Source organism: Paraburkholderia eburnea (genome assembly GCF_002917095.1).
Classification (GTDB): Bacteria; Pseudomonadota; Gammaproteobacteria; order Burkholderiales; family Burkholderiaceae; genus Paraburkholderia; species Paraburkholderia eburnea.
In genome coordinates, this window is sequence record NZ_PQGA01000003.1 from 366,819 (window position 1) to 393,602 (window position 26,784).

Consider the following 26,784-nt stretch of genomic DNA (forward strand, 5'->3'; position numbering starts at 1 on the left):
TTCGGCACACGTCACGCGCCGACACACAATCTCCGTCAATCTGGCGCGCATTGTTACCTTATCCGGCGACGATTTGCGCGCCGCCTGGCCATTCGGCCAGGTTCACGCGCCCCCGGCGCGGGTTACACTCACGCCCTGAACCTTAGCAAGACTCCGAGGATGGCTACACACACCGCCAGCGCTGGCGACATCGCGCAACACACTCCCATGATGCAGCAATACCTGCGCATCAAAGCCGACCATCCGGACACCCTCGTGTTCTACCGGATGGGCGACTTCTATGAGCTGTTCTTCGGCGACGCAGAGAAAGCCGCGCGCCTGCTCGATCTGACACTCACGCAGCGCGGCGCATCGGCCGGCCATCCAATCAAGATGGCGGGCATTCCGCATCACGCCTGCGAGGGCTATCTCGCGAAGCTCGTGAAGCTGGGCGAATCCGTGGCGATCTGCGAACAGATCGGCGATCCCGCCACGTCCAAAGGCCCGGTCGAGCGCAAGGTCGTGCGCGTGGTCACGCCCGGCACGCTCACCGACGCCGCCCTGCTCTCCGACAAAAACGACGTCTATCTGATGGCGGTCTGCCCCGGCCACAACCGGCGCGGCGTGACCGTCAATGTCGGCCTCGCGTGGCTCAATCTGGCGAGCGGCGCGCTGCGGCTGGCCGAAGTCGCCCCGGAGCAGGTCGCCACGGCGTTCGAGCGCATTCGTCCGGCCGAAGTGCTGGTCGCGGACATGCCCACGGAATCATCGGGCTGGGCGCCGCCTGCGGGCGTGGGTGCGCTCACGCGCGTGCCCTCATGGCACTTCGATCTCGCTTCGGGCAAGCAACGCCTGTGCGATCAGATGGACGTGGCGAGCCTCGACGGCTTCGGCGCGCAGACGCTCACGAGCGCCTGTGGCGCGGCCGGCGCGCTGCTGCTCTACGCGGCGGCCACGCAGGGCCAGCAGTTGCGTCACGTGCGCAGTCTCAAGGTCGAGGCAGAGTCCGAATACATCGGCCTCGATCCGGCCACCCGCCGCAATCTCGAACTCACGGAAACGCTGCGCGGCACCGAATCGCCCACGCTCTGCTCGCTGCTCGATACCTGCAGCACGACAATGGGCAGCCGTCTGCTGCGTCACTGGCTCCATCATCCGCCGCGCGACGCCGGCATCGCCCAGACACGCCAGCAGGCCATCGGCGCGCTGCTCGATGCGCCGCCGCCCGCAAGCGTCGATGCACTGCGCGGCGCCTTGCGCCAGATTGCCGACGTCGAGCGCATCACGGGGCGCCTCGCGCTGCTCTCGGCGCGCCCGCGCGATCTGTCCAGCCTGCGCGACACCTTCGCTGCGCTGCCGACGCTGCGCGAGCAGGTCGCCGCAGCAGGCGGCGCGTCCGCATCGCTTGCACGCATCGTCGATGCACTGGAGCCGCCCGCCGATTGCGCCGATCTGCTGCAACGCGCCGTCGCCCCCGAACCCGCCGCGATGATCCGCGACGGCGGCGTAATCGCGCGCGGCTATGACGCGGAACTCGACGAACTGCGCGACATGTCCGAGAACTGCGGCCAGTTCCTGATCGATCTGGAAGCGCGCGAGCGCGCGCGTACCGGCATCGGCAATCTGCGCGTCGAGTACAACAAGGTGCACGGCTTCTATATCGAAGTCACGCGCGGTCAGACCGACAAGGTGCCCGACGACTATCGCCGCCGTCAGACGCTCAAGAACGCGGAACGCTACATCACGCCAGAACTGAAGACGTTCGAGGACAAGGCGCTTTCCGCGCAGGAACGTGCGCTCGCGCGCGAGAAGGGGTTGTACGACGCGCTGCTGCAGGCGCTGCTGCCCTTCATCGCCGATTGCCAGCGCGTGGCGGCGGCGCTCGCCGAACTCGATCTGCTCGCCGCCTTCGCCGAACGCGCCCGCGCGCTCGACTGGAACGCGCCGGAGTTTTCCGAAGCACCCGGCATCGAGATCGAACAGGGTCGTCATCCCGTGGTCGAGGCGCAGGTCGAGCAGTTCATCGCCAACGACTGTTCGCTTCACGCCGATCGCAAGCTGCTGCTCATCACCGGCCCGAACATGGGCGGTAAATCGACGTTCATGCGCCAGACCGCGCTGATCGCCCTGCTCGCCTATGTCGGCAGCTATGTGCCCGCGCGGCGCGCGCGTTTCGGCCCGATCGATCGCATCTTCACGCGTATCGGCGCGGCCGACGATCTCGCGGGCGGGCGTTCGACCTTCATGGTCGAAATGACCGAAGCCGCCGCGATTCTCAACGACGCCACGCCGCAAAGCCTGGTGCTGATGGACGAGATCGGGCGCGGCACGTCGACCTTCGATGGCCTCGCACTCGCCTGGGCCATCGCGCGGCATCTGCTGTCGAGCAATGGCTGCCATACGCTGTTCGCGACGCACTACTTCGAGCTTACGCAACTGCCCGCGGAATTCGCGCAGGCGGCCAACGTGCATCTTTCGGCGGTCGAGCATGGGCACGGCATCGTGTTCCTGCACTCGGTCAGCGAAGGGCCCGCGAACCAGAGTTACGGCCTGCAGGTCGCGCAGCTAGCGGGCGTGCCCAATGCCGTGATCCGTGCAGCGCGCAAGCATCTCGTGCATCTGGAGCAGCTCTCGGCCGGGCGGCCTACGCCGCAACTCGATCTGTTCGCGGCCCCGGCTGCATCGATTGCGTCACTCGACGAGATGGACGATCTGGATACGCAACCCTATGCGGAAGACGCGCCATCGGCGCCGGCGGACCCCGCCGCGGCGCTGGTCGCCGAACGCCTGCGCGCGCTCGATCCCAACGAGTTGCGCCCGCGCGAAGCGCTCGACCTCCTGTACGAACTGCATGAGCTGGCGAACGCGCCGGACGCCAAACGCTAAGCGTCGCACCGCGACGCCGCCGTGGCCATCCCCGTATGGCCGCGGCGGCTTTGCTTTGCGCGGCCTCTATCGTGCGCTCTATCACGCGCTCGCGTGGCTGATTGCATTGTGTGCGATGGGCACGCCCGGCCTGGCTTTCGCGGCCAGGGCGCAGCAAGCGCCAACCCCTGCCTGGCGCTACGCGTTCGCCGTGGTGGCCAACGTCGTCACCGAACCCGGTGACGAAACCGCCCTGCAACGCCTCGTGGATGCCATCGGGCGCGATCCGCAAATCTCCTTTCTCGTCTACGACGGCAATCTCAAAGGTCCGCGCGAGTCGTGCGTCGATCACCTTTATGAGCGGCGCCGCGATCTGCTCGAAGCGTCCCGCGCACCCGTCGTGTTCGTGCCGGGACAGCGCGACTGGATAACGTGCGGCGCCAGCGGCGCGGGCGGCTACGATCCGGTCGAACGGCTCGATTTTCTGCGCCAGAACTTCTACGGCGACGCTAACGCGCTTGGCGAAACGCCGCTTGCGCTGACACGCGAAAGTGAAGTCTCGCGCTTTCGCCCCTATCGCGAAAACGTGCGCTGGCAGGTCGGCGATACCGTGTTCGTCACGCTCAACGTGCCCAACGGCAACAACCACTTCCTGAACGCGGGCGGGCGCAATGGCGAATTCGAAGACCGCTTGATCGCGAACGGATTCTGGCTGGAACATGCGGCCGAATTCGCGCGTCGGCGCAACGCGCGCGCCATCGTCATCTTCATGGAAGCCGACGCGTTGCCCGATCGCGAAGATCGATCGGATCGCTTCGCGTGGCTGCGTTTTCACCGCGCGCCGCGTGACGGCTATGCGGAATTGCGCCGCAGCCTGGTGAAGCTCGCGGATAGCTTTCGCGGTCCGATCATCGTCGTGCATCCCGATGAAGCAAAACTCCCGCGCGGCTTCACGATCGACCAGCCTTTGCGCAATGAAAAAGGAATCAGGATTGCTAACGTAACGCGCGTGACGTTCTCGCTGCGCGATCCGCTCACGCAATGGCTGCAGGTGGACGCCGACATGGCGCGCAATACACCGCTGCGCGTGAGCGTGCGCGACGTGCCGAAGCATCTGCCCTTGCTGCCGCCGCAGCAGCAACCCCTGTCGCCCGAAATGCCGGAGATATCGTCGATGCCTGACGTAACGGAGATTCCCGGTATGCAGCAGGCGCCCGATCTCAACGCAGCCAGTGCGCCAGGGGGAAGTGGTGAGGGGATGGGAGGATCCGCGGGGTCGGGTGCATCGCAAACGGTTGCGCCGCCGCGACCGCTCATGCCGCCGCCGTGGATTCAGCAGCAGGCGCCCGCCATGCCTTCGAACTGACGACCTAAGTTGCCCGCAAGGAAGACTGGGGCTTGGGAGAAAAGGCGCTCAAATAAAAAACGCCGGTACCGGGAAACCCGGTCCGGCGCATCGTCCTGCTTAATGCAGGGTCGGCTTCGAATCTTCTTCGTCGCCGTCTTCGTCTTCGTCCTCATCGGCGATTTCGAGGCCGTCCGCGCCATGCGCGTGCTCATGCTCGATTTCGTCTTCGGTCGCCTGACGCACTTCCTTGACGGTCAGTGCGAAGCGCAATGCCATGCCCGCGAGCGGGTGGTTGCCGTCGAGCACGACCTTGTCTTCCGCCACGTCCGTGACGGTGTAGATGAGCGAGTCGAGATCCTCATCGCCCTCTTCGGGCGTTCCCTCGAACTGCATGCCGACTTCGAGCGGCTCCGGAAAGCGGCCGCGCGGCTCGATCTTCACGAGTTCGGGATCGTATTCGCCAAATGCGTCTACCGGCTCAAGCTGGATCTGGGTCTCGAAGCCCGGCTCCTTGCCGTCCAGCACTTCCTCGATCTTGGGGAACGTGCCATCATAGCCGCCGTGCAGATAGACCATCGGCTCGTCGCTTTCCTCGATCAGATTGCCCTGCGCATCCGATAGCTTGTAAGCGACCGACACGACGGTGTCCTTTGCGATTTTCATTCGATTCTCCAGATTACAGACCACATTATACGATGCCCAAGCGGTCCCCTGACCACCCGGAGGACGCCCGCAAGCGGCGCGCCTCCCCGTCCCTGGCATGTCCTGCGCCCGATACGCCCACGCCGCTGCTTGGCGGCCTGAGTCCGGCACAGTTCATGAAGAAATACTGGCAGAAAAAGCCATTGTTGATTCGCCAGGCGATACCCGGCATCGAGGCGCCGCTCTCGCGCGACGAACTCTTCGCGCTGGCCGACAACGACGATGTCGAGTCGCGCCTCATCACGCATTTCCGCAAGCGCTGGGCGCTCGAACACGGCCCCTTCGCCGAAGACGAACTGCCCACGCCCAGGACGCGCCAATGGACCCTGCTCGTGCAAGGCGCCGATCTTCACGACGATCGCGCCCGCGCGCTGCTCGAACGCTTCCGCTTCGCACCCGACGCGCGCCTGGACGATCTGATGATCTCCTACGCGAGCGACGGCGGCGGCGTAGGCCCGCATTTCGACTCCTACGACGTGTTTCTCCTCCAGGTGCATGGCAAGCGGCGCTGGCGCATCGGTGCGCAGCGCGATCTGTCGTTGCAGGAAGGATTGCCGCTCAAGGTGCTCGCGAACTTCGAGCCGGAAGAGGAATGGGTGCTGGAACCGGGCGACATGCTGTATCTGCCGCCGCACATCGCGCACGACGGCGTGGCCGAGGGCGAGTGCATGACGTGCTCGATCGGCTTTCGTTCGCCTTCCACCGACGAACTCACGAGCCAGTTTCTTTACTGGCTCGCTGAACGCGGCGCGGACAAGGCGCCCGCAGGTAATCCGACGCTCTATCGCGACCCCGATCAGCCCGCCGTGTCGCGTCCTGCACAACTGCCCCCGGCACTTGTGGAGCGCGTCTCGTCGGTGCTTGCTAAAGTGCGCTGGAACGATGCGGATGTATCGTCGTTCGTGGGGTCCTGGCTTTCAGAACCGAAATCCAATGTGGTGTTCGACGCCCCCGAAAAGCCCCTCGACGAGGCCCGTTTTGTTGCGCGCGCCGCGAAAAGCGGGATAACACTCGACCGCAGGACAATCCTGCTTTACGATGCGCGGTCGTATTACCTCAACGGGGAACAGTACTTGCTCAAAGAAGCAAGGAAGTGGCTGCCGGCATTGGCCGATAACCGCTTGCTGGATGGGAAACGCTTTGTAACACTCTCACACGATTCGAGTGTGACAGTGTTGCTACACGAGTGGTATTGTGCGGGCTGGATACGGCTGGGGGCGCTTGCCTAAGCGCTTCGGGCTGTTATACCGTACTAATATAGTGCTTGTATGAGAAAGACAACGTATTGTCCCCGGATTTGTCGACGGTCGATACGAAAGTGCCTATAATTTCCGCCCAGGCCGTAGGGAAGATTCACGCTCTTGCAGTGCATCTCCACCAGCGGCTCAAGGTCGGTGTTGGGGCACATTACCGGTATTATTTTGCGCTGTTGCTTACCTTTAACCATAAAAGGACGTGATCATGAAGAAATCCCTCCTCGTAGCATCCCTGCTGGCAGCTGTTGCACTGGCTGCATGCAACAAGAGCAGCGACCAAGCTGCTGCGCCGGCTAGCGATGCGACCGCTGCTTCGGCACCGGCTGCTGCTGCTTCGGATTCCGCAGCTGCTGCTTCGGGCGCTGCTGCTGCTGCGAGCGACGCTGCTGCTTCGGCTACGGCTGCGGCTTCGGACGCAGGCGCTGCTGCTTCGGACGCTGCTGCTTCGGCTGCTGCTCCGGCATCGGGCGCAAGCCAGTAAGCTGCATTCGCACGCTGCCCGTCCGGAGCTTCGGCTCATACGGGCATCGGCGCGAAACGCCGTGCAGCCTGACGACATCGTCGGACGCACGGCGGGCATACAGAAAAGCCACGAACGCAAGTTCGTGGCTTTTCTGTTTATGGCTTCGAAATCGAAATCAGCGCAAAAAGAGGATGGATTTCATGCTCAACGCATGTAACCCATCTCTATTATCTGCAAGCGTGTATTACGCGCCCTCTTGCGCGTCGTCTTCGCCCGAGAAAAACGCCTGCACCACTTCAATCTCGCGCGTGCGCTTGAACGGCGGCAGGCTTTGCCAGATACGTCGGCCATAAGGCTTATCGACAAGACGCGTATCGCAGATCATCAGCACCCCGCGATCGGTTTCCGCGCGAATCAGCCGCCCTGCGCCCTGCTTGAGCGTGATGACGGCCTGCGGCAATTGATGAACCGCAAACGGGCTCAAGCCTTTCTTCGTCAGCGCATCGAGGCGCGCGGCCAGCACCGGATCATCGGGCGGCGCGAAAGGCAGCTTGTCGATGACGACGAGCGACAAAGCGTCGCCCCGCACATCCACGCCTTCCCAGAAGCTCTGGCTGCCCACCAGAATCGCGTTGCCATAGGCACGGAAGCGCTCCAGCAGTTCGGTGCGGCTTGCGTCGCCCTGCACGAGCAACGGCGTGCTCCAGCCACGCGTTTCGATCGTCTCGCGCAGCCGGTCGGCGATCTTGTTGACCGCGCGCAGCGTCGTGCACAGCATGAAGACGCCGCCGCCCGACGCCTCGATGGCCGGCAACGCGGCATCGAACACGGCATCGGTGAATTGCGGCGACGACGGCTGCGGCATATTGCGCGGCACGTAGAGCAAGCCCTGTTGCGGATAGTCGAACGGACTCGGCAAAGTCATCGAGCGGCGCGAACTCAGGCCCATCTGCGCCGCATAGTGCGTGAAGTCGCCACGCACGGACAACGTGGCCGATGTGAAGATCCACGTGCGCGGCACACCGGCACGCTGCTTCGCGAAAATCGGCGCGACGGACAGCGGCGTCTCGTGCAGTTGCACGGTATGCGAAAACACTTCGACCCAGCGGACTTTTTCGTCGTCGGCGGGATGGCGGGTTTCGTCGCCATCGCCTTCACGTTCGCGCTTGTTGTCGCTCGCCACGGCCTCGGCCGATCCGCCCGGCACCGCCCAGCCGTTGAGCACGCCCTGCAGCTCGCGCGCGCGGCGCAGACACGCGCCCAGCGACTCCGCACGCTCGGCCTGACCCGCAAGCGCGTTGGCAAGCGCGCCAAGCTCGGTCTGCAAGGCATCGAGCGAATCGAACAGTGGATGATCGTCCGGCAACTGCGTGATCGACACACGCAGCGAATCTTCCTTGAACGCGAGCCGCACATCGCGCGCCGCGCGTTCGAGCGCCGCGCCGAGTTTGACCCACTCGACCGCATCGCGTGCGTGGCTCAACCCTTCCGCGACACAATCGCGCGCGAGTTCGAGAAACTGCGTGGTCGACAGCGTCTCGCCGAAGAACAGCGTGGCCGTTTCGGGCAACTGGTGCGCTTCGTCGAAGATGATCGTGTTCGCGCTCGGCAGCAGTTCGGCCATGCCGGTGTCGCGCAGCATGATATCGGCGAAGAACAGATGGTGGTTCACCACCACGATGTCGGCCTGCTGCGCCTCGCGGCGCGCCTGCATCACGAAGCAGTCCTTGTAATTCGGACACTCCTGGCCGAGGCAGTTATCGCGCGTGGAGGTGACCATCGACCACACCGCGGCCGTTTCCGGCACGCTCGCGAGTTCTGCCTTGTCGCCCGAGCGCGTGATCTTCGCGAAGCGGATGATTTCCTGCAGATACGCCGTCTCCTGCCGCGATGGCAGTCGACCGTTATCGGCCGTGCGCTGCAGGTAGTAATGGCACAGGTAGTTCGAGCGGCCCTTGAGCATCGCGATGCTTACCGGCACGGCGAGCGCGTCGCGCACCGTCGGGATATCGCGGGCGAAAAGCTGATCCTGAAGGTGCTTGGTGCCGGTGGAGACGATCACCTTGCCGCCCCACAGCATCGCCGGCACGAGGTAGGCATAGGTCTTGCCGGTGCCCGTGCCGGCTTCGACGATCAGGGTGTTGTCGCCGGATTCGGCGGCGGCGTTGGCGGCGTCCTCGGCCTGCGGCGCGACGGGGGCGCCGCGCTCGAGACGGCGCGCCGGACGCGACTGAAGCTCGAACGCAGCCGGCTCGGCCTGCGCCTGGGCGGCGGCTTCCATGGCGGCCGCCACGGCGCGCGCCATTTCGATCTGCGCGGCACGCGGCCGATAGCCGTCGATCTCGCGTGCGAGAAGGCCGTCGGCGGCGAACAGTTGTTCGAGCTCGGCGCCGCGACGCGTGCTCAGGGCAGGCGCCGACGCCGTTTGCGCAGCGCGCGCGTCACTGTTCCGCGCGCCATCGTCGCGCGCAGAACCGGATCGGGAAACGGTCGTTGAATTCAAGGCAAGCGGTTCCTGCTCGGACCTCGGGGCGCGGCCCGACTGCTGCCGCGCCCCGGCGCCTGCCGGGACCCGAAGTCAGGCGTGCCCGTTCGAAGTCTTCGGTAAATCGGGGTCCAGCTGCAATTGCAGCAAGATGATGTTGTCTTTCAGCTTGAGCTTGCGCCTCTTCAGCTTCTGCAGTTCGAGATCGTCGAAGTCCGACGTCTCGCACATCCGCTCAATCACACGGTCAAGATCCCCGTGTTCCGATTCCAGTTGCAGAATGCGGTCACGAAGGACCTCGCTCTTGACTTCACGTTGCTCGCGCATGCTCGCCTCCTCGTCATGAACGGCGTGCGCCTTGCGAAGGGTCACACGCCTGAGGTTGCTGTCTGGCTGAAAAAGCGTGGTGTTGCGGGGTGCGACTCTGTGTTACTGGCTCTGTATTACTGGCCCTGCTGCTGTTGCTGCTTAAGCTGCTGTTGTTGCTGTTCCTGCTGCTGCTTTTGCTGTTCTTGCTGCTGAGCCTTCTCGGCCGCCTGCTTCTGGCGTGCTTCGACGTCAGCCTTGTGCTTCGCGGCGTCTTCCTGCTTCTGCTGGAAGCGCTGGGCCTTGTCGGCCCGTTCCTGAGCCTGTTGCTGACCTTGGGCGCGGGCCTGATCCAGCTGCTTCTGGTAATCCGACTGCTTTTTGTCGTAGGCAGCCTGGTTGGCCGAACGCTGCGACTGCGCCTGTGCGCCTTCACGTTGCGCCTGATCCAGCGCATGCTGACGCTGCTTGTCCTGGAACGCCTGCTCGTTCGCCGCGCGCTGCGGCGCTTCCGCCTGGCGCTGCGCCTGATCGAGCGCATGCTGGCGCTGCTTGTCCTCGAACGCCTGCGCACTCGCCGTCTCGTTGGCGGCGCGCTGCGGCGCATCGGCCTGGTCGCGCGCGCGTTGCAGCGCGGCCTGCTCGTCGCGGCGGCGTGCGTTGTCGGCACGCTGCTCTTCGTCGAGCGCCAACTGCTGCTGGCGAATGTCCGCCTGCACCACGCGCATCGAGTCGCGCGCCTTGCCAAGACAGTGATTCACGAAAAACGTGTCGTAGCAGTTGTGCTGCGCCACGCCGTACTGATAGTTGTTTTCCGCCGTACGCCGGTCAAGGACCTTCTGGCGCGCGGCGAAATCGTTCTGGACCGCGCTATCCTGAGTGTCCGACGAAACGCCCGACGAAGTGCCCGATGCACCGAGCGGAGCCAGCGCACCGGAAGCCGTGCGCGCTTGCGCGCCACTTGCCGCCGTATCGACGCCGGAAACCATCCCAGAGGCTGCTGCCTCCTGCGCAAGGGCCGGAACACTCGCCGCGGCCAGCAAGGCGACGGCACAAGCCGCCGCGCGGGCGGTGGTCTGCCATGCGGCGCCTTCGCGCGCACGGGACCGGACAGATAACAAGCGGGATGGGTTCAACGTCTTCTGAGGGCAGCGGAACATGCCGCAAATTCTAACACCCCCCGGGTTGAGCGCCCGGCCATTTATGGCAAAATGCCCCGCTCCACTGGCCGGCGGGCGCGCCTTCGCGGACCTGTCCCGCCGGTTGCCGCGCCGGTTGCCGGAAAGCCAATCCGGACCGCAAACCGATCCTCGCAGGAATATCCAGACCCTATGACGGAAACCGTAGCACTCAAGATCGTCCAGCGTATCGCCAGCGAGCTGACCGTTCAGCCGCGTCAGGTGGCGGCCGCCGTCCAGCTTCTCGACGAAGGAGCGACCGTTCCGTTCATCGCCCGATACCGCAAGGAAGTCACGGGCAATCTCGACGATACGCAACTGCGCACGCTCGAAGAGCGGCTGATCTATCTGCGCGAACTCGAAGAGCGCCGCGCCGCGATCCTCGCGAGCATCGACGAGCAAGGCAAGCTCACCGACGAACTGCGCACCGCCATCGAGACCGCCGACAGCAAGCAGGTTCTCGAAGACCTCTATCTCCCGTACAAGCCCAAGCGCCGCACGCGCGCGCAGATCGCGCGCGAAGCCGGCCTGCAGCCGCTCGCCGACGCCCTGCTCGCGAACCCGCTGCTCGATCCGCAAACGGAAGCCGCGCAATACGTGGACGCCGAAAAGGGTGTCGCCGACGTGAAAGCCGCCCTCGACGGCGCGCGCGACATTCTGTCGGAACAGTTCGGCGAAACCGCCGAGCTGCTGGGCAAACTGCGCGACTGGCTGCACAACCAGGGCGTCGTGATGTCGAGCGTGGTCGAAGGCAAGGAGAACGAGGAAGGCGAAAAATTCCGCGACTACTACGACTACTCCGAGACCATCAAGACGGTGCCGTCGCACCGCGCGCTCGCCCTCTTTCGCGGCCGTAACGCCGGTGTGCTGATGGTGAAGCTGGGTCTGGGCGGCGAGCTCGACACGCAGACGCCGCATCCGGGCGAAGCGCATATCGCACGCCACTTCGGCATCGCCAACCAGGGCCGTCCGGCCGACAAATGGCTCTCGGACGTGTGCCGCTGGTGCTGGCGCGTCAAGGTGCAGCCGCACCTCGAAAACGAACTGCTGACAAACCTGCGCGAGCAGGCCGAAAACGAGGCGATCCGCGTGTTCGCGCGCAACCTCAAGGATCTGCTGCTGGCGGCTCCCGCCGGCCCCAAGGCCGTGATCGGCCTCGATCCGGGTCTGCGCACGGGCGTGAAGGTGGCCGTGGTCGATCGCACCGGCAAGGTGCTCGCGACCGACACGATCTACCCGCACGAACCGCGCCGCGACTGGGACGGGTCGCTCGCCAAACTCGCGCGCATCGCCGCGCAGACGCAGGCGGAACTCATCAGCATCGGCAACGGCACGGCCTCGCGTGAAACTGACAAGCTCGCGAGCGAGCTGATTTCGAAGCATCCGGAACTGAAGCTGCAAAAGATCGTGGTGTCCGAAGCCGGCGCATCGGTTTATTCGGCGTCCGAACTGGCGGCCAAGGAATTCCCGGAAATGGACGTCTCGCTGCGCGGCGCCGTGTCGATCGCGCGCCGCCTGCAGGACCCGCTCGCCGAACTCGTGAAGATCGAGCCGAAGGCGATCGGCGTGGGCCAGTATCAGCACGACGTGAACCAGCGCGAACTCGCGCGCTCGCTCGACGCAGTCGTCGAGGATTGCGTCAACGCAGTGGGCGTCGATGCGAACACGGCGTCGGTCGCGCTGCTCGCGCGCGTGTCGGGTCTGAACGCCACGCTCGCACGCAATATCGTCGATTACCGCGACGCGAACGGTCCCTTCCCCTCGCGCGAGCATCTGAAAAAGGTACCGCGTCTGGGCGACAAGACCTTCGAGCAGGCTGCGGGCTTCCTGCGCATCAACAGCGGCGAAAATCCGCTCGATCGCTCGTCGGTGCACCCGGAAGCGTATCCGGTCGTCGAGCGCATGCTCGCGAAGATCCAGCGCGCCATCGGCGACGTGCTCGGCAATCGCGAGGCGCTTTCGGGTCTCTCGCCTACCGAATTCGTCGACGATCGCTTCGGTCTGCCGACCGTGCGCGACATCCTGAGCGAACTGGAAAAGCCGGGCCGCGATCCGCGTCCCGAGTTCAAGACCGCCACCTTCCGCGACGGCGTCGAGAAAGTCTCGGACCTCGTGCCGGGCATGGTGCTCGAAGGCGTCGTGACCAACGTGGCGGCGTTCGGCGCGTTCGTCGACGTGGGCGTGCATCAGGACGGCCTCGTGCACGTCTCGGCGCTGTCGACGAAGTTCATCAAGGATCCGCACGAAGTCGTGAAGGCTGGTCAGGTCGTGAAGGTCAAGGTGCTCGACGTCGACGTGAAGCGTCAACGCATCGCGCTCACGATGCGCATGGACGACGATCCGGCAAGCGCCGCGCAACGCAGCGGCGGCGCGGGCAGCGGCAATCGCGACCGTGGTGATCGCAACGACCGGAATGATCGCGGCGGCAATGCCAACCACCGTGGCGGTGGTCAACGCTCGCGCGACGCGGAGCCGGCTGGCGCGATGGCGGCGGCGTTCGCGAAGCTCAAGCGATAACCGCCGTAAAGCGCGCGTGAGCCGTGCGGCTCACGTTGCGCACGCAACAAAAAATGGCGCCTCGCGGCGCCATTTTTTTGTCCGGCTCCGGCTCGCGCCGGCACCCTCGTCAAATCTCGATCTTCGTCCCCAACTCCACCACGCGATTGGCGGGAATGCTGAAGAAATCGGTCGGCTTCGCGGCGTTCTGATGCATCCACGCGAAGATGCGCTCGCGGAAAATCGACATGCCGGGCAACTGCGTCGGCACCACGGTCTCGCGCGCGAGGAAGAACGACGTGTCCATCATTTCGAACGACAGGCCTTGCGCGCGACCCACCTCTTCGAGCACGGCCTTCACGTCCGGCGTCTCGTTGAAACCATAATCGGCCTTCACGAGATACAGCCCGCCGCCAACGTCACGCACGCTGACACGCTCCGCGTTGGGCACATAGGGAATGTCGCGGATCTTGAACGTGAGGAAGATCGTGCGCTCGTGCAGCACCTTGTTGTGCTTGAGGTTGTGCAGCAGGCTCACCGGCACGAGCGCGTCGCTGCCCGTGAGATAGATAGCCGTGCCCGACACGCGATGCGGCGGATGCGCGAGCAGCCCCTGCAGGAAAGGCATGAGCGGAATACCATCGGCTGCGGTGCGCTCCTTGACGATCATGCGCCCCTTGAACCAGGTCATCAGCAGGAAGAACAGCAGCGCGCCGATGCCCAGCGGCAGCCAGCCACCCTCTTCGACCTTCAGCAGGTTCGCGCCGAAGAAGCCCAGATCGACAGCCAGCAGCACCGCGATGATGCAGGCGACGAGCGCCCGGTTCCACTTCCAGACCTTCGTCATCACGACGGCGACGAGCACCGTGGTAATCACCATCGTCGCGGTCACGGCGATACCGTACGCAGCGGCGAGATTGTCCGAACTCTTGAAGGCCACCACGATGCACAGAATGATGAACAGCAGCATCCAGTTCACGACCGGCACATAGATCTGGCCGATGGCGAGATCCGACGTGTGCAGCACCTTCATGCGCGGCACGTAACCGAGCAGGATCGCCTGGCTCGTGAGCGAGTACGCACCCGAAATCACGGCCTGCGAGGCGATCACCGTCGCGACCGTCGAGAGCACGACGAGCGGCAGCAGCGCCCAGTCCGGCGCGAGCAGGAAGAACGGGTTTTCGATCGCGCTATGGTCCTGCATCAGCAGCGCGCCTTGCCCGAAGTAGTTGAGCACGAGCGACGGCATCACCAGCGTGTACCACGCGCAGCGGATCGGCTTCGCGCCGAAGTGGCCCATGTCGGCGTAGAGCGCTTCCGCGCCGGTCAGCACCAGCACGACCGAGCCGAGCACCACGTAGGCCTGCAGCAGGTGCGCGCCCATGAACGTGAAGGCGTAGTACGGATTGAGCGCGGCGATCACGCCAGGCTGCTGCACGATGCGCGAAATGCCCAGCACGGCGATGGTCACGAACCACAGCACCATGATCGGCCCGAACAGGCGGCCGACGAGCGAGGTGCCGTGACGCTGGATCCAGAACAGCGCGATCAGGATCACCATCGTGATCGGCAGCACCAGATGCGTGAGCTTGGGGGCGGCAAGTTCGAGCCCTTCGACCGCCGACATCACCGAGATCGCCGGCGTAATCACGGCGTCGCCGTAGAACATGCAGGCGCCGAATATGCCCAGCGCCGTGAGCACCACGGCCGCCTTGCTCCGGCGATCGAACGAGCGCATTGCCAGCGCCATGAGCGCGAGCACGCCGCCCTCGCCGTTATTGTCGGCGCGCATCACGAGCAGCACGTACTTGATGCTGACGACGATCACGATCGCCCAGAACAGCAGCGAGATGACGCCGAGAATGGAAGTGTCGTTCAGAGGAATGCCGTGGGCGGGGCTGAACGCCTCTTTGAGGGAGTACAGCGGACTCGTGCCGATGTCGCCGAACACCACGCCGATGGCCGCTACGGCGAGTGTGGGTAGCGGCTGCTTTGCCACGTGCGTGCTAGTTGTCATATACGCGGAGATCCGTTTGAGGCGGAAAAAACGAGCGCTATTCTAAACCGGCTTGGGGGCGGAACCCAGAGGCGTCGCGGATGTTCGTTGTGGCCCCGCGACTGATCGGGTCCCCGCGCAGTTTAGCATTCGCCTTTGACACAGTCTGCCCGCTTGTGCCGCGAAGTGCGAGCGGGTGCATCGAGGCGCCATTGTGCAAAGGTTTCGCGCATAAAAAACGGAGCCTCGTGAGGCTCCGTTCGATTCCCGGCCACCCGCACGGCGCATGCAGCGCCGCCGGCGGCTCGGGTCATACTGGACCTGGCAGTTACTTCTGCGAATCCTGCTGGGCCTGCTGGAGGCCGCGCTTGATCCATGCGCCAAGGTTGTGCGGACGCACCGTGTCCCATTCCTCGAAAGGCTGGTGGATCCACGGGTTCGTCGGCAGATGCTGGACGAAATAGTCCGGCGTCACCTTCGAGCAGCCCTTGTACCAGAGCACCGCGGAACGCACGCCCGTAACAGCCGGATAGCGCGACTTGAGGTGTTCCTGCACGCGTGCAAGCGTGACGCCCGAATCGACCAGATCGTCGACCAGCAGCACGTTGCCCGAGAGTTCGCCGCGCGTCATCGTGATGTACTGCGCGATGTCCAGCTCACCCTGCTCCGTGCCCGCGGCTTCGCGGTACGAGCTGGTTGCGAGGATTGCCAGCGGCAGATCGTAGATACGCGAAAGCTGGTCGCCCACGCGCAGACCGCCGCGCGCGAGGCACAGGATCTGGTCGAACTTCCAGCGCGACTCGTGCACTTTGAGCGCGAGCAGTTCGATCAGACGGTGGTACTCGTCCCAGCCTACCCACAGATGTTTATCGTCGTTGCGCGGGTCCGTCATTTGAATCATTTTTGCTTCTGCCTTCTTCCTGCTTAAACCTTGAACGGGTGACGCAGCAGGATCGTTTCGTCGCGATCCGGGCCGGTCGATACCATGTCGATCGGCACGCCGGCGACTTCCTGCACGCGCGTGAGGTATGCCTGGGCGCTCTTCGGCAGCGCGTCGAACTGCGTCACGCCGATCGTGCTTTCCTTCCAGCCTGCGAAGGTCTCGTAGACCGGTTCGCACGCTGCAACCTGCGTGGCGCCGCGCGGCAGAATGTCCACATCCTTGCCATCGACCTTGTAGCCGACGCACAGCTTCACTTCTTCGAGACCGTCGAGCACGTCGAGCTTGGTGATGCACAGGCCCGTCACGCCGTTGATCTGGATCGAGCGGCGCAGCGCAGCGGCGTCGAGCCAGCCGGTGCGGCGCGGACGACCCGTGACCGAACCGAATTCCTTGCCGACCTTCGCGAGCGTGAGGCCCACTTCTTCCTGGCGATCGGCGTTGTCGGCGTCGTACAGCTCGCTCGGGAACGGACCCGAGCCGACGCGCGTGCAGTACGCCTTGGTGATGCCGAGCACGTAGTTGAGCTTTTGCGGACCGACGCCCGCGCCGGCCGAAGCCGCACCCGCGACGCAGTTGCTCGACGTGACGAACGGATAGGTGCCGTGGTCGATGTCGAGCAGCGTGCCTTGCGCGCCTTCGAACAGCAGGTTGCCGCCTTCGTTGTTCACGTCATAAAGGCGACGCGAAACGTCCGCTACCATCGGCTTGAGACGGTCGGCGTACGAGAGCATCGTGTCGAGCGTCTGCTGATAGTCGACAGCCGGCGCGCCCAGGTACTGCGTGAGCACGAAGTTGTGGTAGTCGAGGTTCTCGCGCAGGCGCTCAGCGAAGGTTTCCGGCTCGAACAGATCCTGCACGCGCAGACCGCGGCGCGCCACCTTGTCTTCGTAGGCCGGGCCGATGCCGCGACCGGTCGTACCGATCTTCGCGGCGCCGCGGCGGGCTTCGCGCGCCTGGTCGATGGCGATGTGGTACGGCAGGATGAGGGTGGTCGCTTCGGAGATGAAGAGGCGCTTCTGGACGTCAACGCCCGCTTCTTCGAGTTCGCCGATTTCCTTGAACAGGGCTTCCGGCGAAAGCACCACGCCGTTGCCGATGTAGCAGGCGACGCCGGCGCGCATGATGCCCGACGGGATCAGTCGGAGAATGGTCTTCTTGCCGCCGATGATGAGAGTGTGGCCGGCGTTATGACCGCCCTGGAAACGCACCACGCCTTGCGCGTGGTCCGTCAGCCAGTCGACGATCTTGCCCTTGCCTTCATCGCCCCATTGGGTGCCCACGACGACGACGTTGCGTCCCGGGGTTACATTCACTGCGCTGGCAGACATGGTGTTTCGTTAGCTGGTTAAAAACGTATTCTACCTGGGTTCGGCGGCGAGGCCGCCATTTTTTCCCGAAATTCGCGGAATTTCCTTTTGCGCTCAACGGTATGCGGGTCGGCGCCTGAAGCTTCCGGCACGCTTCGAGCCGCCTTCTCCGACCATCCCGCGGACATCTCAGGCGGCGCGCACTTCCACGACCCATGCGCCGTCGCGCTCGACCAGCACGCGGTCGCAGGCGAATTCGTCCATATCGTGTTCGTGGCCCGGCAGCGCCTGGATCACCACTTCGCCTGCATTGCGCAGGGCCGCGACGGCGGCGCTCAGCGCCTCGTCGTGGCGCCACGGCGCGAGAATCGCGCTGCTGCGCGCTTCGACCGGCGAAATACGCGCCACCTCGCGCAGATCGAGCGAAAAGCCCGTGGCCGCGCGGGCGCGGCCATAAGCCTCGCTCACCTTGTCGTAGCGGCCGCCGCGCGCCACCGCGTTCGGCACGCCGTCCACGTAGGCCGAGAACATCACGCCGCTGTGGTACGCATAGCCGCCCAGATCCGCGAGGTCGAGCATCAGTTCCGCGCCCTCGATCCCGCCCATCAGGAACGCGAGATCGTCGAGCGCGCGCGCGATGCCGGGCAGCGCCGGCAGACGCTGGCGCGCCTCTTCGATCACGCTCGCGTCGCCGTACAGTGACGGCAGCGCGCGCAGTGCGTCGCGCGAAACCGCTTGCAGGTTCGCGGTGAGTTCGGCGAGGCGCGGCACGTCCTTTCCTGCGAGTGCTTCATACAGAGCGTCGCCCAGCGCCGCGGCGGCCGGATCGGCTTCGAAAATGGCCGCGAGCACGCCCGCGTGCGACAAATCCAGACGCACCTTCGAGAGGCCCGCCAGGCGCAGCGCGTCGAGCAGCAATTGCTGGATTTCGAGGTCGGCTTCGAGGCCGGCGTGACCGTAGATTTCAGCGCCGATCTGGATCTGTTCGCGCGTCGCGTGCAGGCCGCGCGGACGCGTATGCAGCACGTTGCCCGCGTAGCACAGGCGCGTCACGCCTTGACGGTTCAAAAGGTGCGCATCGATGCGCGCCACCTGCGTCGTCATGTCGGCGCGCAGGCCGAGCGTGCGGCCCGAGAGCTGATCGACGAGCTTGAACGTGCGCAGATCCAGATCGCGCCCGTTGCCGACCAGCAGCGACTCGATGTATTCGAGCAGCGGCGGCATGACCATTTCGTAGCCGTAAGCACGGAAGCGGTCCAGCAGGCGGCGGCGCAGCTCTTCGATCTTGCGCGCCTCGGACGGCAGCACGTCGGCGATATTCTCGGGAAGTAACCAGGTCGACATCGGGGGAGTCCTACGACGATAAGGGCCGCGTTAAAACGCCGCAAAAAGCAGCGACGGCGCACGCGAACGCACGCCCTGCGCGGGCCGGACGATAGAAACGGCGAGCGCCTCGCGGCGCGCGCCTTGAATTCAGGTGGCGAGCATCAGCAGCACGAGACCGAGTCCCATCACGATCAACCCGCCGATGCGGATGTGATGCGGCGGCCGTTCCGCAATTCTACGGAAAGTGTCGCGCCACGCCGTCGGGAAGACGAACGGGAACATGCCCTCGATAATCAGCATCAATGCGATCGCGAGCAACAGGGAGCCGGCTATGTCCATGCGAAGAAGGTGCGCCGCGCACACGCGCGGCGCCAGTGTCTCGTTTAGTGTTTGCGTGGCGCGGCGGGAGCCGGCGACGCCTCTCCGTTCGGACTGCGCATGAAGCGGAAGAAGTCGCTCGACGAATCGACCACGACCACGTCGCCCGGCTTGAAGCTTTCGCGATAGGCCTGCATGCTCTGATAGAAGCGATAGAAGTCCGGATCGCGGCCATAGGCTTGCGCGGCGATCGCGGCGGCTTTCCCGTCGCCTTCGCCCTTGATGGCCTGCGCCTGGCTGTACGCTTCCGCGACCGCGCCCTGCTGCTTGCGCTGCGCCTCGTCCTTGATCTGCTGGGCAACGGCGGCGCCCTTCGCGCGCTCGTCGGCGGCGGCCTGCTCGCGCGCGGCGCTCATGCGCTTGTAGACCACGTCGGCGAGTTCGGCCGGATAGTCGATGCGCGTGAGTTCGATATCGATCACGTCGATGCCGAGCGGCGCGGCGGCGGTCTTCAACTCATCGCGTGCGCGGGCGGCGATGGCTTCCTGCTGCGCGAGCGCATCGGTCAGCGTCACCTTCGAGAACGCGTCGGACAACGCATCGCGCGAAAGCGAGGCGAGCCGGTCGGCGAGTGTCTGCGGATCGCCCTTGGTCGCCGCGAACAGTTTGAGCGGCTCGCCGATGCGATAGCGCACGACCGGGTTCACGAGCAGCTCGGTCTTGTCCGAGGTCGTGTAGCGGTCGGCGTCCGGCGCGTCGAACGCCTGGATGCGGGTGTCGAGAAAGGTCGCGGTCTGGAACGGCGGCGGCAGCTTCACGTGAAGGCCCGGCTCGGCGAGCGAGGCTTTCGAGCCGCCCGACGACGACACCACGGCCACATGGCGCGGATCGACGACGAACACCGCCGACGAAGCCACGAGCACCACCACCACGAAGGCGACGACGAACGCAATGATCTTGTTCATATCGGCGCCCCTTATTGCACGTCGTCTTCGCGGCCGCGCGAGCGGAACCCGTCGCGCGAGCGGAAAGCATCGCTCGCGGCCTGCGCAGCGTCGCTGGCCGAGAGAGCGGGCGCTGCGCCCTGCTGCTGGGCGCCCTGCGGCTGCACGTTCTGCTGCGTGTCGCTATTCGTTGCCGGCACGGAGGCCGCGCCGCTGTTCACATTGCCGTTCGCATTGCCGTTCGCATCGGCTGCGCCGTTCGCCGCGGACGCATTCGCTGCGGCCGCGCCCGACGCGGCGACCGCTGCCGCGGCGCGCTGACGCGTCGCGTCGACGATCTTGTCGAGCGGCAAATAAATCACGTTGTTGCCCGACTTGCTGTCGACGAACACCTTCGTCGTATTCGAGTAGATGTGCTGCATCGTATCCAGGTACATGCGCTCGCGAATCACCGCCGGTGCCTTCGCGTACTGCTCGTAGACGCTGTTGAAGCGCTGGGCATCGCCTTGCGCCTGCTCGACCACGCGGTCGCTATATGCCTTGGCGTCGTCGATCAGACGTGCGCCGTCGGCCTGCGCGCGCGGCAGCAGCTGATCGGCATAAGCCTGCGCGTCGCGCTTCGCGCGGTCGCTGTCCTGATGGGCTTTCGCTTCATCGTCGAAGGCGGCCTGCACGCTATCGGGCGCGGCTACGCTCTGGATCGTCACGCCCACTACGCCCAGGCCCGTCTTGTACTGGTCGAGCGCGTGCTGGATCGTATCGGCGAGCTGTGCGCGGATCGGTTCGCGGTCCGCGTAAAGGAGATCGCTGGTGCTGTGCGCGCCCACGACCGCGCGCACCGCGGCCTGCGCGGCCTGGCTCACGGTGAGATCGGGATCGACGCTGCGGAACAGATAGTCGGTCGGCTGCTTGACCTGGTACTGCACGATCAGACGCACGTCGAGAATGTCGCCGTCGTGCGTGATCACCGAGGCATCCTTCACGTTCGACGGACGTACCGGATTGTTGCGGCCGATCTCGACGCTGCGGATCTGGCCAACGTTCACGATGTCGTGCGCCTGGAACGGGAACGGCATGCGCCAATGCACGCCCGGACCCACGGTATGACGATACTGGCCAAACTGCAGCACGACGCCGGCCTGACCGTCCTGAACGATGAACACGCCGCTGCCGACATAGATGGCGATCAGCACGCCGAGCACGATGCCCACGCCGATGCGCGCACCATGGCCGTTGTCCGGACGCGGTCCGAGGCCGCCAGGCCCCTTGCCCTTCTTGCCGAAGAACGACGACAGGCGGCGATTGAACTCGCGCCACATTTCGTCGAGATCGGGCGGGCCGTCGCCCTTGCCGTCGTTGCCGTTATTGCCCGACGGACGCCGCGCGTCGTCGTTGCGCTGGCCATTGCCCTCGCCGCGGCCCCATCGCGGGTCGTTCAGCGAGAAAATGGCACGCGCGCGCCAGCCAGTCCGCTTGTTGTAATCGTTCACCTGTGTTCGTTCACCAGAGTAGACAGCGGGTCATGTGCGTGGAAATGCGCCCGCGCACCACGAGGGCGACGCCGGGCGCTGCCGGTTTGGGTTCAGCGGCCGTGCTCGGGTTCCCTGCTGGGTTCGTGCGACAGCGGACTCCAGTCGGCTGCGGCCTGAGGCTGCGACGGCTCGACGAGCGGAACGGCCGTCGCGATTTCGGCGATGGCGGCGCGCAATGCATCCAGTCCGACGCCCGTGCGCGCGCTTAAAAAGACGCGCGAAATATTACCATACTCGTCCCGCTCGACCGTCCCGCCTCGGGCCGCCAGTTCGGGCACGGCGTCGATCTTGTTGAACACCAGCACCTGGCGGATCGTATCGGCGCCGATCTCGTGCAGCACGTCGTTGACCTGATCGATCTGGTCCAGACGCACCGCGCTCGACGCATCGACCACGTGCAACAGCAGGTCGGCCTGCACGGTTTCCTGCAGCGTCGCCCGGAAGGCCGCCACCAGTTGGTGAGGCAGTTCGCGGATAAAGCCCACGGTATCGGACAGCACGATCTGGCCGACTTCGTCGCCGAGCCACACGCGCCGCGAGGTCGTATCGAGCGTCGCGAACAACTGGTCGGCGGCATAAGCCTGCGCCTTGGTGAGCGCATTGAAAAGCGTGGATTTACCGGCGTTCGTATAGCCGACGAGCGACACCGACATGGTGCGCGTGCGTTCGCGCTGACGGCGCTGCGTGCCGTGCTGACGGCGCAGCTTGGCGAGCTTGCCCTGCAGCATCTTGATGCGCTCGCCAATCAGGCGGCGGTCGGTTTCAAGCTGCGTTTCGCCGGGGCCACGCAGACCAATACCGCCCTTCTGACGCTCAAGGTGGGTCCAGGCGCGCACGAGGCGCGTGGCGAGATACTGGAGCTGGGCGAGTTCGACCTGCAGCTTGCCTTCGTGGCTGCGCGCGCGCTGCGCGAAGATGTCGAGAATGAGGCTGGTGCGATCCACCACGCGGCGGCCAAGTGCACGCTCCAGGTTACGTTGCTGGGCGGGCGATAGCGCGTGATTAAAGATGACGATTTCGATGTCGTTCGCTTCACAGGCGAGACGCAGTTCCTCGGCCTTGCCGCTGCCGATGAACATGGCGGCGTCGGGGCTGGAGCGGCGCCCGGTGAGCGTGACAGCGGGAGTAGCGCCCGCGCTTTTGGCGAGCAGGCTGAGTTCTTCGAGACTGGCTTCGAAGTCGGTCTTACCGAAGTCGATGCCGACAAGTGCGGCGTTGATCAAATTGTCTGGTATCAAAATGGAAACGGCCGGCCCGGCAGCGCCTGCGAGGCGCCCCGAACCGGCCGCGTCATGGGTCAGGACGCTTCCGAATCCGGGTGGAAGTTCACCGGACGGGCCGGGACCACCGTGGAAATGGCGTGCTTGTAAACCATTTGCGTAACCGTATTACGGAGCAACACGACGTACTGGTCGAACGATTCAATGTTCCCCTGAAGCTTGATGCCGTTGACCAGGTAGATCGAAACAGGCACGTGCTCCTTGCGCAGCGCGTTCAGAAACGGGTCTTGTAACAGTTGCCCTTTGTTGCTCATAGCAAACTCCGTATTTTTTTGCAGGTTTAACTTATATTGGGATGAAGAAAAAGAAATCCACCACCAATCGCTACACTATAGCTGATTCTCGTTACCCCGCGCCGCTTGCGGCGGCCCGGCCAGACGGCCTGACCGCGCCATCTGGTGCGGTAATGCGCGGTAGCGAACGCAGTTCAGCTCTTCTCCGTGTAGGGGTTCGTCGAAGAACGAAGCTCTATTCGCAATGGAGTCCCCTTCAGCGAGAAAGTTTCGCGGAAGCGGTTTTCCAGGTAGCGTTTGTAGGTTTCCGTGACCGCGTCAAGCGCATTGCCATGGATCACGATAATCGGCGGGTTCTGTCCCCCCTGGTGCGCGTAGCGTAGCTTCGGACGCACCGGGCCGCGGCGGCGCGGCTGCTGGAACTCGACGGCTTCGATCAGGGCGCGCGTGAGCTTCGGCGTCGGCAGCTTGGCCATCGCCGCAGCGTAGGCGTCGTCCACCGAGCGCATCAGCGGGCCAATGCCGAATTTTTCCGTCGCCGAAATAAAGCGCATTTCTGCGAAATCGAGGAACTTCAGCTTGCGTTGCAAGTGGTGCTTGGTGCGCTCACGCGCGTGATCGTCCATGCCGTCCCACTTGTTGATGCCCACCACGAGCGCGCGCCCCTGCTCCACCACGAAGCCGGCGATATGCGCGTCCTGATCGGAAACTTCCGTATGCGCGTCGAGCAGCAGGATCACCACGTTGGCGTCGGCGATCGACTGCAGCGTCTTCACCACCGAGAACTTCTCGATCGCCTCGAACACCTTGCCGCGACGGCGCAGACCAGCCGTATCGATGAGCGTGTACTTCTTGCCGTTGCGCTCGAAGTCCACATAGATCGAATCGCGCGTCGTGCCCGGCATGTCGAACGCGATCACGCGGTCTTCGCCGATCAGCGTATTGACGAGCGTGGACTTGCCGACGTTCGGGCGGCCGACGATCGCGATCTTGATGCCGTGCTTGCTGGCGTCGTCTTCATCCTCTTCCGGACGATCGGCGTAGGCCTGGTCGAGCGCCTCGTTGATCATCTCCGTCACGCCGTCGCCGTGCGCCGCCGAAATCGCGCGCGGGTCGCCCAGACCGAGTTCGTAGAAGTCAGCCGCGACGGCGCTGTACTTCATGCCCTCGGCCTTGTTGACCACGAGGAAGATCGGCCGGCCGGTCTTGCGCAGGTAATCGGCGATGTGCTTGTCCTGCGGCGCCAGGCCGTTACGACCGTCGCAGATGAAGACGACGATGTCGGCTTCCTCGACCGCCTGGCGCGTCTGACGCGCCATTTCGTGCAGGATGCCGTCCTTGGCGACCGGCTCGAAGCCGCCGGTATCGACCACCAGATAGGCGCGATCGCCCACGCGCCCTTCGCCATAGTGGCGGTCGCGCGTAAGACCGGGCAGATCGGCGACCAGCGCATCGCGCGAACGCGTGAGCCGGTTGAAGAGCGTGGATTTCCCCACATTGGGGCGCCCGACGAGGGCGATTACGGGTTTCATCTGATCTTTTCTACAGTAAGGCGCGGCGCCGGGACGTCCGGCGCGCTGCGCGGCAAGCATCTGCTATGAGTGCCCGCAGATGCTGCAATAGTTGCAAATTATCACGAATCGGGCCGGGCACCCGATTGCCGGTCCCGGCGCGATGTCGCGCCGGCCAGCCCGAAGCGGCAAGTTGCGCTTCGACGTTCGACAGGAACACCGGGGGTAGCCGCCCCGGCCATCCGTCGTCTCATTAAGTTTCATTCAGTTCGCGGGCGGCGTGCAGTATCAAGCCACCGCTGCACGCAAAAACGCCGGAAAAACACAAGAGGCCGCTGCCCGCGGGCGCGGCCCCTCGAAGTGACGCCCGGCTTCGCGCCCGGCGCCATGATTCGATCAGCGCGGGCGCAGACCGTAGAGATCGCCGTCCTTCGTCTGCACCACCAGCGTATTGCCGGCCAGCACAGGCGCTGCCGTGATCGGGCTGCCGTCGGTCTTCACGCGCGAGACGAAGCTGCCGTCGTCGAGCGAAAGGAAGTGCACGTAGCCCTGATAGTCGCCCACCGCCACCGCGTGGCCGAGCATCGCCGGCACGCTGACGTCGCGGTTCTTGAGCTTGTCCGTGCTCCAGGTCTGCGCGCCGGTCGCGACGTTGTAGGCCTTCACGACCGACCAGTCGTCGCCGCCGACCACCGTGGTGTCGTCCTGGGCAATGCCGCTCGTGCTCGAGAACGGCTTTTCCCACATCGGACGGCCCGAATTGGCGTCGAAGCAGCCCAGCTGGCCCTGGAACGTGACCGCGCAGGTCGTCGCGCCGATCAGCGTGGGCGGACCGCTCACGTCATTGATACGCTCGACTTCGGTCACGCCCTTCGGATACGACACCGGCGTTTCCCAGAATGCGTCGCCGCTTTGCAGGTTGATCGCCGAGAACGCGCCGCCCGGGAAACCCGCGAGCACGGCCTGGTCGCCCGCGAAGGTCATGCCGGCCGACACGCGCAGATTCAGCGGCACGGCGCGGTTGCGATAGGCCCACTTCTGCTCGCCCGTCTGCGCGTTGAACGCGACAACCTGGCCGTCGATCGTGCGCACGACCACGAGGCCATTGCCGACGAGCGGCGGCGAGATGATCTCGCCCGGCGCCTTCGCTTGCCACGAGAGCTTGCCGTTCGAATCGAGCACGTACACGTCGCCCTTCAGGCCGCCGACGGCCGTGAGGTTGCCGTCGCTGCCGACGCCCGCCGACAGATCGTCCTTGAGCTTGATGCTCCAGACTTCCTTGCCCGTTTGCGCATCGATCTTGGCGACCGAGCCGTTGGCGCCCGCGGCGTACACGGTGTCGCCCACAGCGACCGGCGAGAACAGATAGCGGCCGGCCTTGCCGACGCTCGCCTTCCACACCTGCTGGACGTCCAGCACCGGCTTGAACTCGGTCAGCGGCACCGGCACGCGGCGCTCGTCTTTGGTCGACGAGCAAGCCGCCAGTGCGAGAACGGTCATCGCGCAGGCGACAGGCACAACGGTTCGTTTCAGCAGATTCATCGGTGAACGAAGCATGAATGGAGTTGGTTGAATGATGTTGCGATCGATGCCGGCAGCGCGTTAGCCGCCCAGAGCGTCGAGCTTGAACTGGACCAGTTGACGCTCGGACGCGTCGGTCTTCGGCAGGCTGTCGAGCGCGACCTTGTAGGCCGCGCGCGCGTCGTCGCGCTTGCCCGCTGCCGCGAGCAGGTCGCCGCGGCCGTCGGCCACAACACCCTTGAACGGACCCGAATCGGGCTGCGGAATCAGCGCGAGGCCCTGATCGTAGGCCTTCTCGTCAAGCAGCACCGACGCGAGACGCAGCTTCGCGATCTGGCGGAATTCCTCGTCCCTGGCGTGCTCGGAAGCCCATTGCAGTTGCGCCTTCGCGCCTGCCGTGTCGCCTGCCATATAGAGCGACTTCGCCACCGTGAGCGCGCTCATCTGTGCATAGGCGGTGCCGCCAAAGCGATCTTCCATGTCGGTCGCGACGCGCGTGAGCAGCGCCTTGTCGGCGCCCGTGGCAGCCTGTTGGACCTGGTCATACAGAACGGCGGCTTCGGCAGCCTGACGGCGCTGCCAGAAGTTCCAGCCATTCCACGCAGCGAGCGCGAGCAGAACGATCAGCACGACCCACGTGGTCGCGTTGCCCCACTGCGTCCACCAGGCCTTGAAACTCTCGATCGATTCCTGTTCGTCGTGATAACTCATCGCGTAGCGATTCCTCGTTTATTTTGAAGCCTGTTTTCGGGCGCGCCGCATAGGTCAATACAGGTCAATGCCGGACGAAGCGGC

The 26,784-nt window shown here is 64.8% G+C and carries 21 protein-coding genes; 5 read left to right on the plus strand and 16 right to left on the minus strand.

The features are described 5' to 3' along the window. Positions 1-159 precede the first annotated feature (159 nt). Positions 160-2,865 carry a DNA mismatch repair protein MutS gene (gene mutS / locus B0G62_RS09640; RefSeq protein WP_103703956.1) on the plus strand — a complete coding sequence of 902 codons (2,706 nt, stop codon included), beginning with the start codon at positions 160-162 and terminating at the stop codon, positions 2,863-2,865. Between the two features lie 55 nt (positions 2,866-2,920). Further along, on the plus strand, positions 2,921-4,210 hold the full coding sequence (locus B0G62_RS09645) for a hypothetical protein (protein WP_103703957.1): 1,290 nt from the start codon (positions 2,921-2,923) through the stop codon (positions 4,208-4,210). Between the two features lie 99 nt (positions 4,211-4,309). On the opposite strand, the gene B0G62_RS09650 is transcribed toward B0G62_RS09645, so the two are convergent. Continuing rightward, positions 4,310-4,855 carry an FKBP-type peptidyl-prolyl cis-trans isomerase gene (locus B0G62_RS09650; RefSeq protein WP_103703958.1) on the minus strand — a complete coding sequence of 182 codons (546 nt, stop codon included), beginning with the start codon at positions 4,853-4,855 and terminating at the stop codon, positions 4,310-4,312. 32 nt (positions 4,856-4,887) lie between these two features. Between B0G62_RS09650 and B0G62_RS09655 the strand changes: the two genes are divergently transcribed. After that, complete coding sequence (locus B0G62_RS09655; RefSeq protein ID WP_103703959.1) at positions 4,888-6,123, plus strand: cupin domain-containing protein; 1,236 nt, start codon at positions 4,888-4,890, stop codon at positions 6,121-6,123. Between the two features lie 232 nt (positions 6,124-6,355). Continuing rightward, positions 6,356-6,631, plus strand: coding sequence for a hypothetical protein (locus tag B0G62_RS32100; protein WP_103703960.1), 276 nt, complete (start codon positions 6,356-6,358; stop codon positions 6,629-6,631). A gap of 226 nt (positions 6,632-6,857) precedes the next feature. Here B0G62_RS32100 and yoaA read toward each other — a convergent pair whose 3' ends face one another. From yoaA to B0G62_RS31595, 3 genes are all read right to left on the minus strand, one after another. Next, complete coding sequence (gene yoaA / locus B0G62_RS09670) at positions 6,858-9,020, minus strand: DNA repair helicase YoaA (protein WP_482811927.1); 2,163 nt, start codon at positions 9,018-9,020, stop codon at positions 6,858-6,860. Between the two features lie 171 nt (positions 9,021-9,191). Then, positions 9,192-9,425 carry a DUF465 domain-containing protein gene (locus tag B0G62_RS09675; RefSeq protein ID WP_103704113.1) on the minus strand — a complete coding sequence of 78 codons (234 nt, stop codon included), beginning with the start codon at positions 9,423-9,425 and terminating at the stop codon, positions 9,192-9,194. A gap of 116 nt (positions 9,426-9,541) precedes the next feature. Next, positions 9,542-10,564 carry a hypothetical protein gene (locus B0G62_RS31595; protein WP_407671125.1) on the minus strand — a complete coding sequence of 341 codons (1,023 nt, stop codon included), beginning with the start codon at positions 10,562-10,564 and terminating at the stop codon, positions 9,542-9,544. Between the two features lie 171 nt (positions 10,565-10,735). Here B0G62_RS31595 and B0G62_RS09685 point away from each other — a divergent pair, with 171 nt between their 5' ends. Then, complete coding sequence (locus B0G62_RS09685) at positions 10,736-13,099, plus strand: Tex family protein (protein ID WP_103703963.1); 2,364 nt, start codon at positions 10,736-10,738, stop codon at positions 13,097-13,099. Positions 13,100-13,208: 109 nt separating this feature from the next. On the opposite strand, the gene B0G62_RS09690 is transcribed toward B0G62_RS09685, so the two are convergent. The 12 genes from B0G62_RS09690 to B0G62_RS09745 form a co-directional block, all read right to left on the minus strand. Then, positions 13,209-15,095, minus strand: coding sequence for a potassium transporter Kup (locus tag B0G62_RS09690; RefSeq protein ID WP_103703964.1), 1,887 nt, complete (start codon positions 15,093-15,095; stop codon positions 13,209-13,211). 307 nt (positions 15,096-15,402) lie between these two features. Next, positions 15,403-15,975: a phosphoribosyltransferase gene (locus tag B0G62_RS09695; RefSeq protein WP_103703965.1), complete on the minus strand. Its 573-nt coding sequence runs from the start codon at positions 15,973-15,975 to the stop codon at positions 15,403-15,405. A 23-nt stretch (positions 15,976-15,998) separates the two neighbouring features. Then, positions 15,999-17,345, minus strand: a complete 1,347-nt coding sequence (locus B0G62_RS09700; protein WP_103703966.1) for an adenylosuccinate synthase — start codon at positions 17,343-17,345, stop codon at positions 15,999-16,001. Positions 17,346-17,513: 168 nt separating this feature from the next. Then, complete coding sequence (locus B0G62_RS09705) at positions 17,514-18,668, minus strand: ATP phosphoribosyltransferase regulatory subunit (protein WP_103703967.1); 1,155 nt, start codon at positions 18,666-18,668, stop codon at positions 17,514-17,516. Between the two features lie 129 nt (positions 18,669-18,797). Continuing rightward, complete coding sequence (locus B0G62_RS09710; protein WP_103703968.1) at positions 18,798-18,989, minus strand: DUF2065 domain-containing protein; 192 nt, start codon at positions 18,987-18,989, stop codon at positions 18,798-18,800. Between the two features lie 44 nt (positions 18,990-19,033). Beyond that, positions 19,034-19,933 carry a protease modulator HflC gene (gene hflC / locus B0G62_RS09715; protein ID WP_103703969.1) on the minus strand — a complete coding sequence of 300 codons (900 nt, stop codon included), beginning with the start codon at positions 19,931-19,933 and terminating at the stop codon, positions 19,034-19,036. An 11-nt stretch (positions 19,934-19,944) separates the two neighbouring features. Beyond that, a complete protein-coding gene (hflK, locus tag B0G62_RS09720; RefSeq protein WP_103703970.1) occupies positions 19,945-21,402 on the minus strand; it encodes an FtsH protease activity modulator HflK in 1,458 nt (485 codons plus the stop codon). Positions 21,403-21,494: 92 nt separating this feature from the next. Then, positions 21,495-22,667: a GTPase HflX gene (hflX, locus tag B0G62_RS09725; RefSeq protein ID WP_407671111.1), complete on the minus strand. Its 1,173-nt coding sequence runs from the start codon at positions 22,665-22,667 to the stop codon at positions 21,495-21,497. Positions 22,668-22,741: 74 nt separating this feature from the next. Further along, positions 22,742-22,978 (minus strand): RNA chaperone Hfq, encoded by a 237-nt coding sequence (gene hfq / locus B0G62_RS09730; RefSeq protein ID WP_027814901.1) that lies wholly within the window; start codon positions 22,976-22,978, stop codon positions 22,742-22,744. Between the two features lie 173 nt (positions 22,979-23,151). Further along, entirely contained in the window at positions 23,152-24,489 is a 1,338-nt protein-coding gene (gene der / locus B0G62_RS09735) for a ribosome biogenesis GTPase Der (RefSeq protein ID WP_103703971.1), read from the minus strand. Between the two features lie 375 nt (positions 24,490-24,864). Next, positions 24,865-26,010, minus strand: a complete 1,146-nt coding sequence (gene bamB / locus B0G62_RS09740; protein WP_103703972.1) for an outer membrane protein assembly factor BamB — start codon at positions 26,008-26,010, stop codon at positions 24,865-24,867. 60 nt (positions 26,011-26,070) lie between these two features. Then, the gene (locus tag B0G62_RS09745) at positions 26,071-26,700 is read right to left on the minus strand and encodes a tetratricopeptide repeat protein (protein WP_103703973.1); all 630 of its coding nucleotides are present in this window, start codon (positions 26,698-26,700) and stop codon (positions 26,071-26,073) included. Between the last annotated feature and the right edge of the window lie 84 nt (positions 26,701-26,784).

Bases quoted from the DNA above. Each gene is read 5' to 3' on its own strand.
- B0G62_RS31595 (WP_407671125.1), bottom strand. From the start codon at position 10,564: ATGTTCCGCTGCCCTCAGAAGACGTTGAACCCATCCCGCTTGTTATCT.
- hflC (WP_103703969.1), bottom strand. From the start codon at position 19,933: ATGAACAAGATCATTGCGTTCGTCGTCGCCTTCGTGGTGGTGGTGCTC.
- B0G62_RS09690 (WP_103703964.1), bottom strand. From the start codon at position 15,095: ATGACAACTAGCACGCACGTGGCAAAGCAGCCGCTACCCACACTCGCC.
- B0G62_RS09650 (WP_103703958.1), bottom strand. From the start codon at position 4,855: ATGAAAATCGCAAAGGACACCGTCGTGTCGGTCGCTTACAAGCTATCG.
- B0G62_RS09700 (WP_103703966.1), bottom strand. From the start codon at position 17,345: ATGTCTGCCAGCGCAGTGAATGTAACCCCGGGACGCAACGTCGTCGTC.
- bamB (WP_103703972.1), bottom strand. From the start codon at position 26,010: ATGAATCTGCTGAAACGAACCGTTGTGCCTGTCGCCTGCGCGATGACC.
- B0G62_RS09695 (WP_103703965.1), bottom strand. From the start codon at position 15,975: ATGATTCAAATGACGGACCCGCGCAACGACGATAAACATCTGTGGGTA.
- B0G62_RS09745 (WP_103703973.1), bottom strand. From the start codon at position 26,700: ATGAGTTATCACGACGAACAGGAATCGATCGAGAGTTTCAAGGCCTGG.
- hfq (WP_027814901.1), bottom strand. From the start codon at position 22,978: ATGAGCAACAAAGGGCAACTGTTACAAGACCCGTTTCTGAACGCGCTG.
- B0G62_RS09710 (WP_103703968.1), bottom strand. From the start codon at position 18,989: ATGGACATAGCCGGCTCCCTGTTGCTCGCGATCGCATTGATGCTGATT.
- mutS (WP_103703956.1), top strand. From the start codon at position 160: ATGGCTACACACACCGCCAGCGCTGGCGACATCGCGCAACACACTCCC.
- B0G62_RS09655 (WP_103703959.1), top strand. From the start codon at position 4,888: ATGCCCAAGCGGTCCCCTGACCACCCGGAGGACGCCCGCAAGCGGCGC.
- B0G62_RS09705 (WP_103703967.1), bottom strand. From the start codon at position 18,668: ATGTCGACCTGGTTACTTCCCGAGAATATCGCCGACGTGCTGCCGTCC.
- B0G62_RS09685 (WP_103703963.1), top strand. From the start codon at position 10,736: ATGACGGAAACCGTAGCACTCAAGATCGTCCAGCGTATCGCCAGCGAG.
- der (WP_103703971.1), bottom strand. From the start codon at position 24,489: ATGAAACCCGTAATCGCCCTCGTCGGGCGCCCCAATGTGGGGAAATCC.
- B0G62_RS09675 (WP_103704113.1), bottom strand. From the start codon at position 9,425: ATGCGCGAGCAACGTGAAGTCAAGAGCGAGGTCCTTCGTGACCGCATT.
- B0G62_RS32100 (WP_103703960.1), top strand. From the start codon at position 6,356: ATGAAGAAATCCCTCCTCGTAGCATCCCTGCTGGCAGCTGTTGCACTG.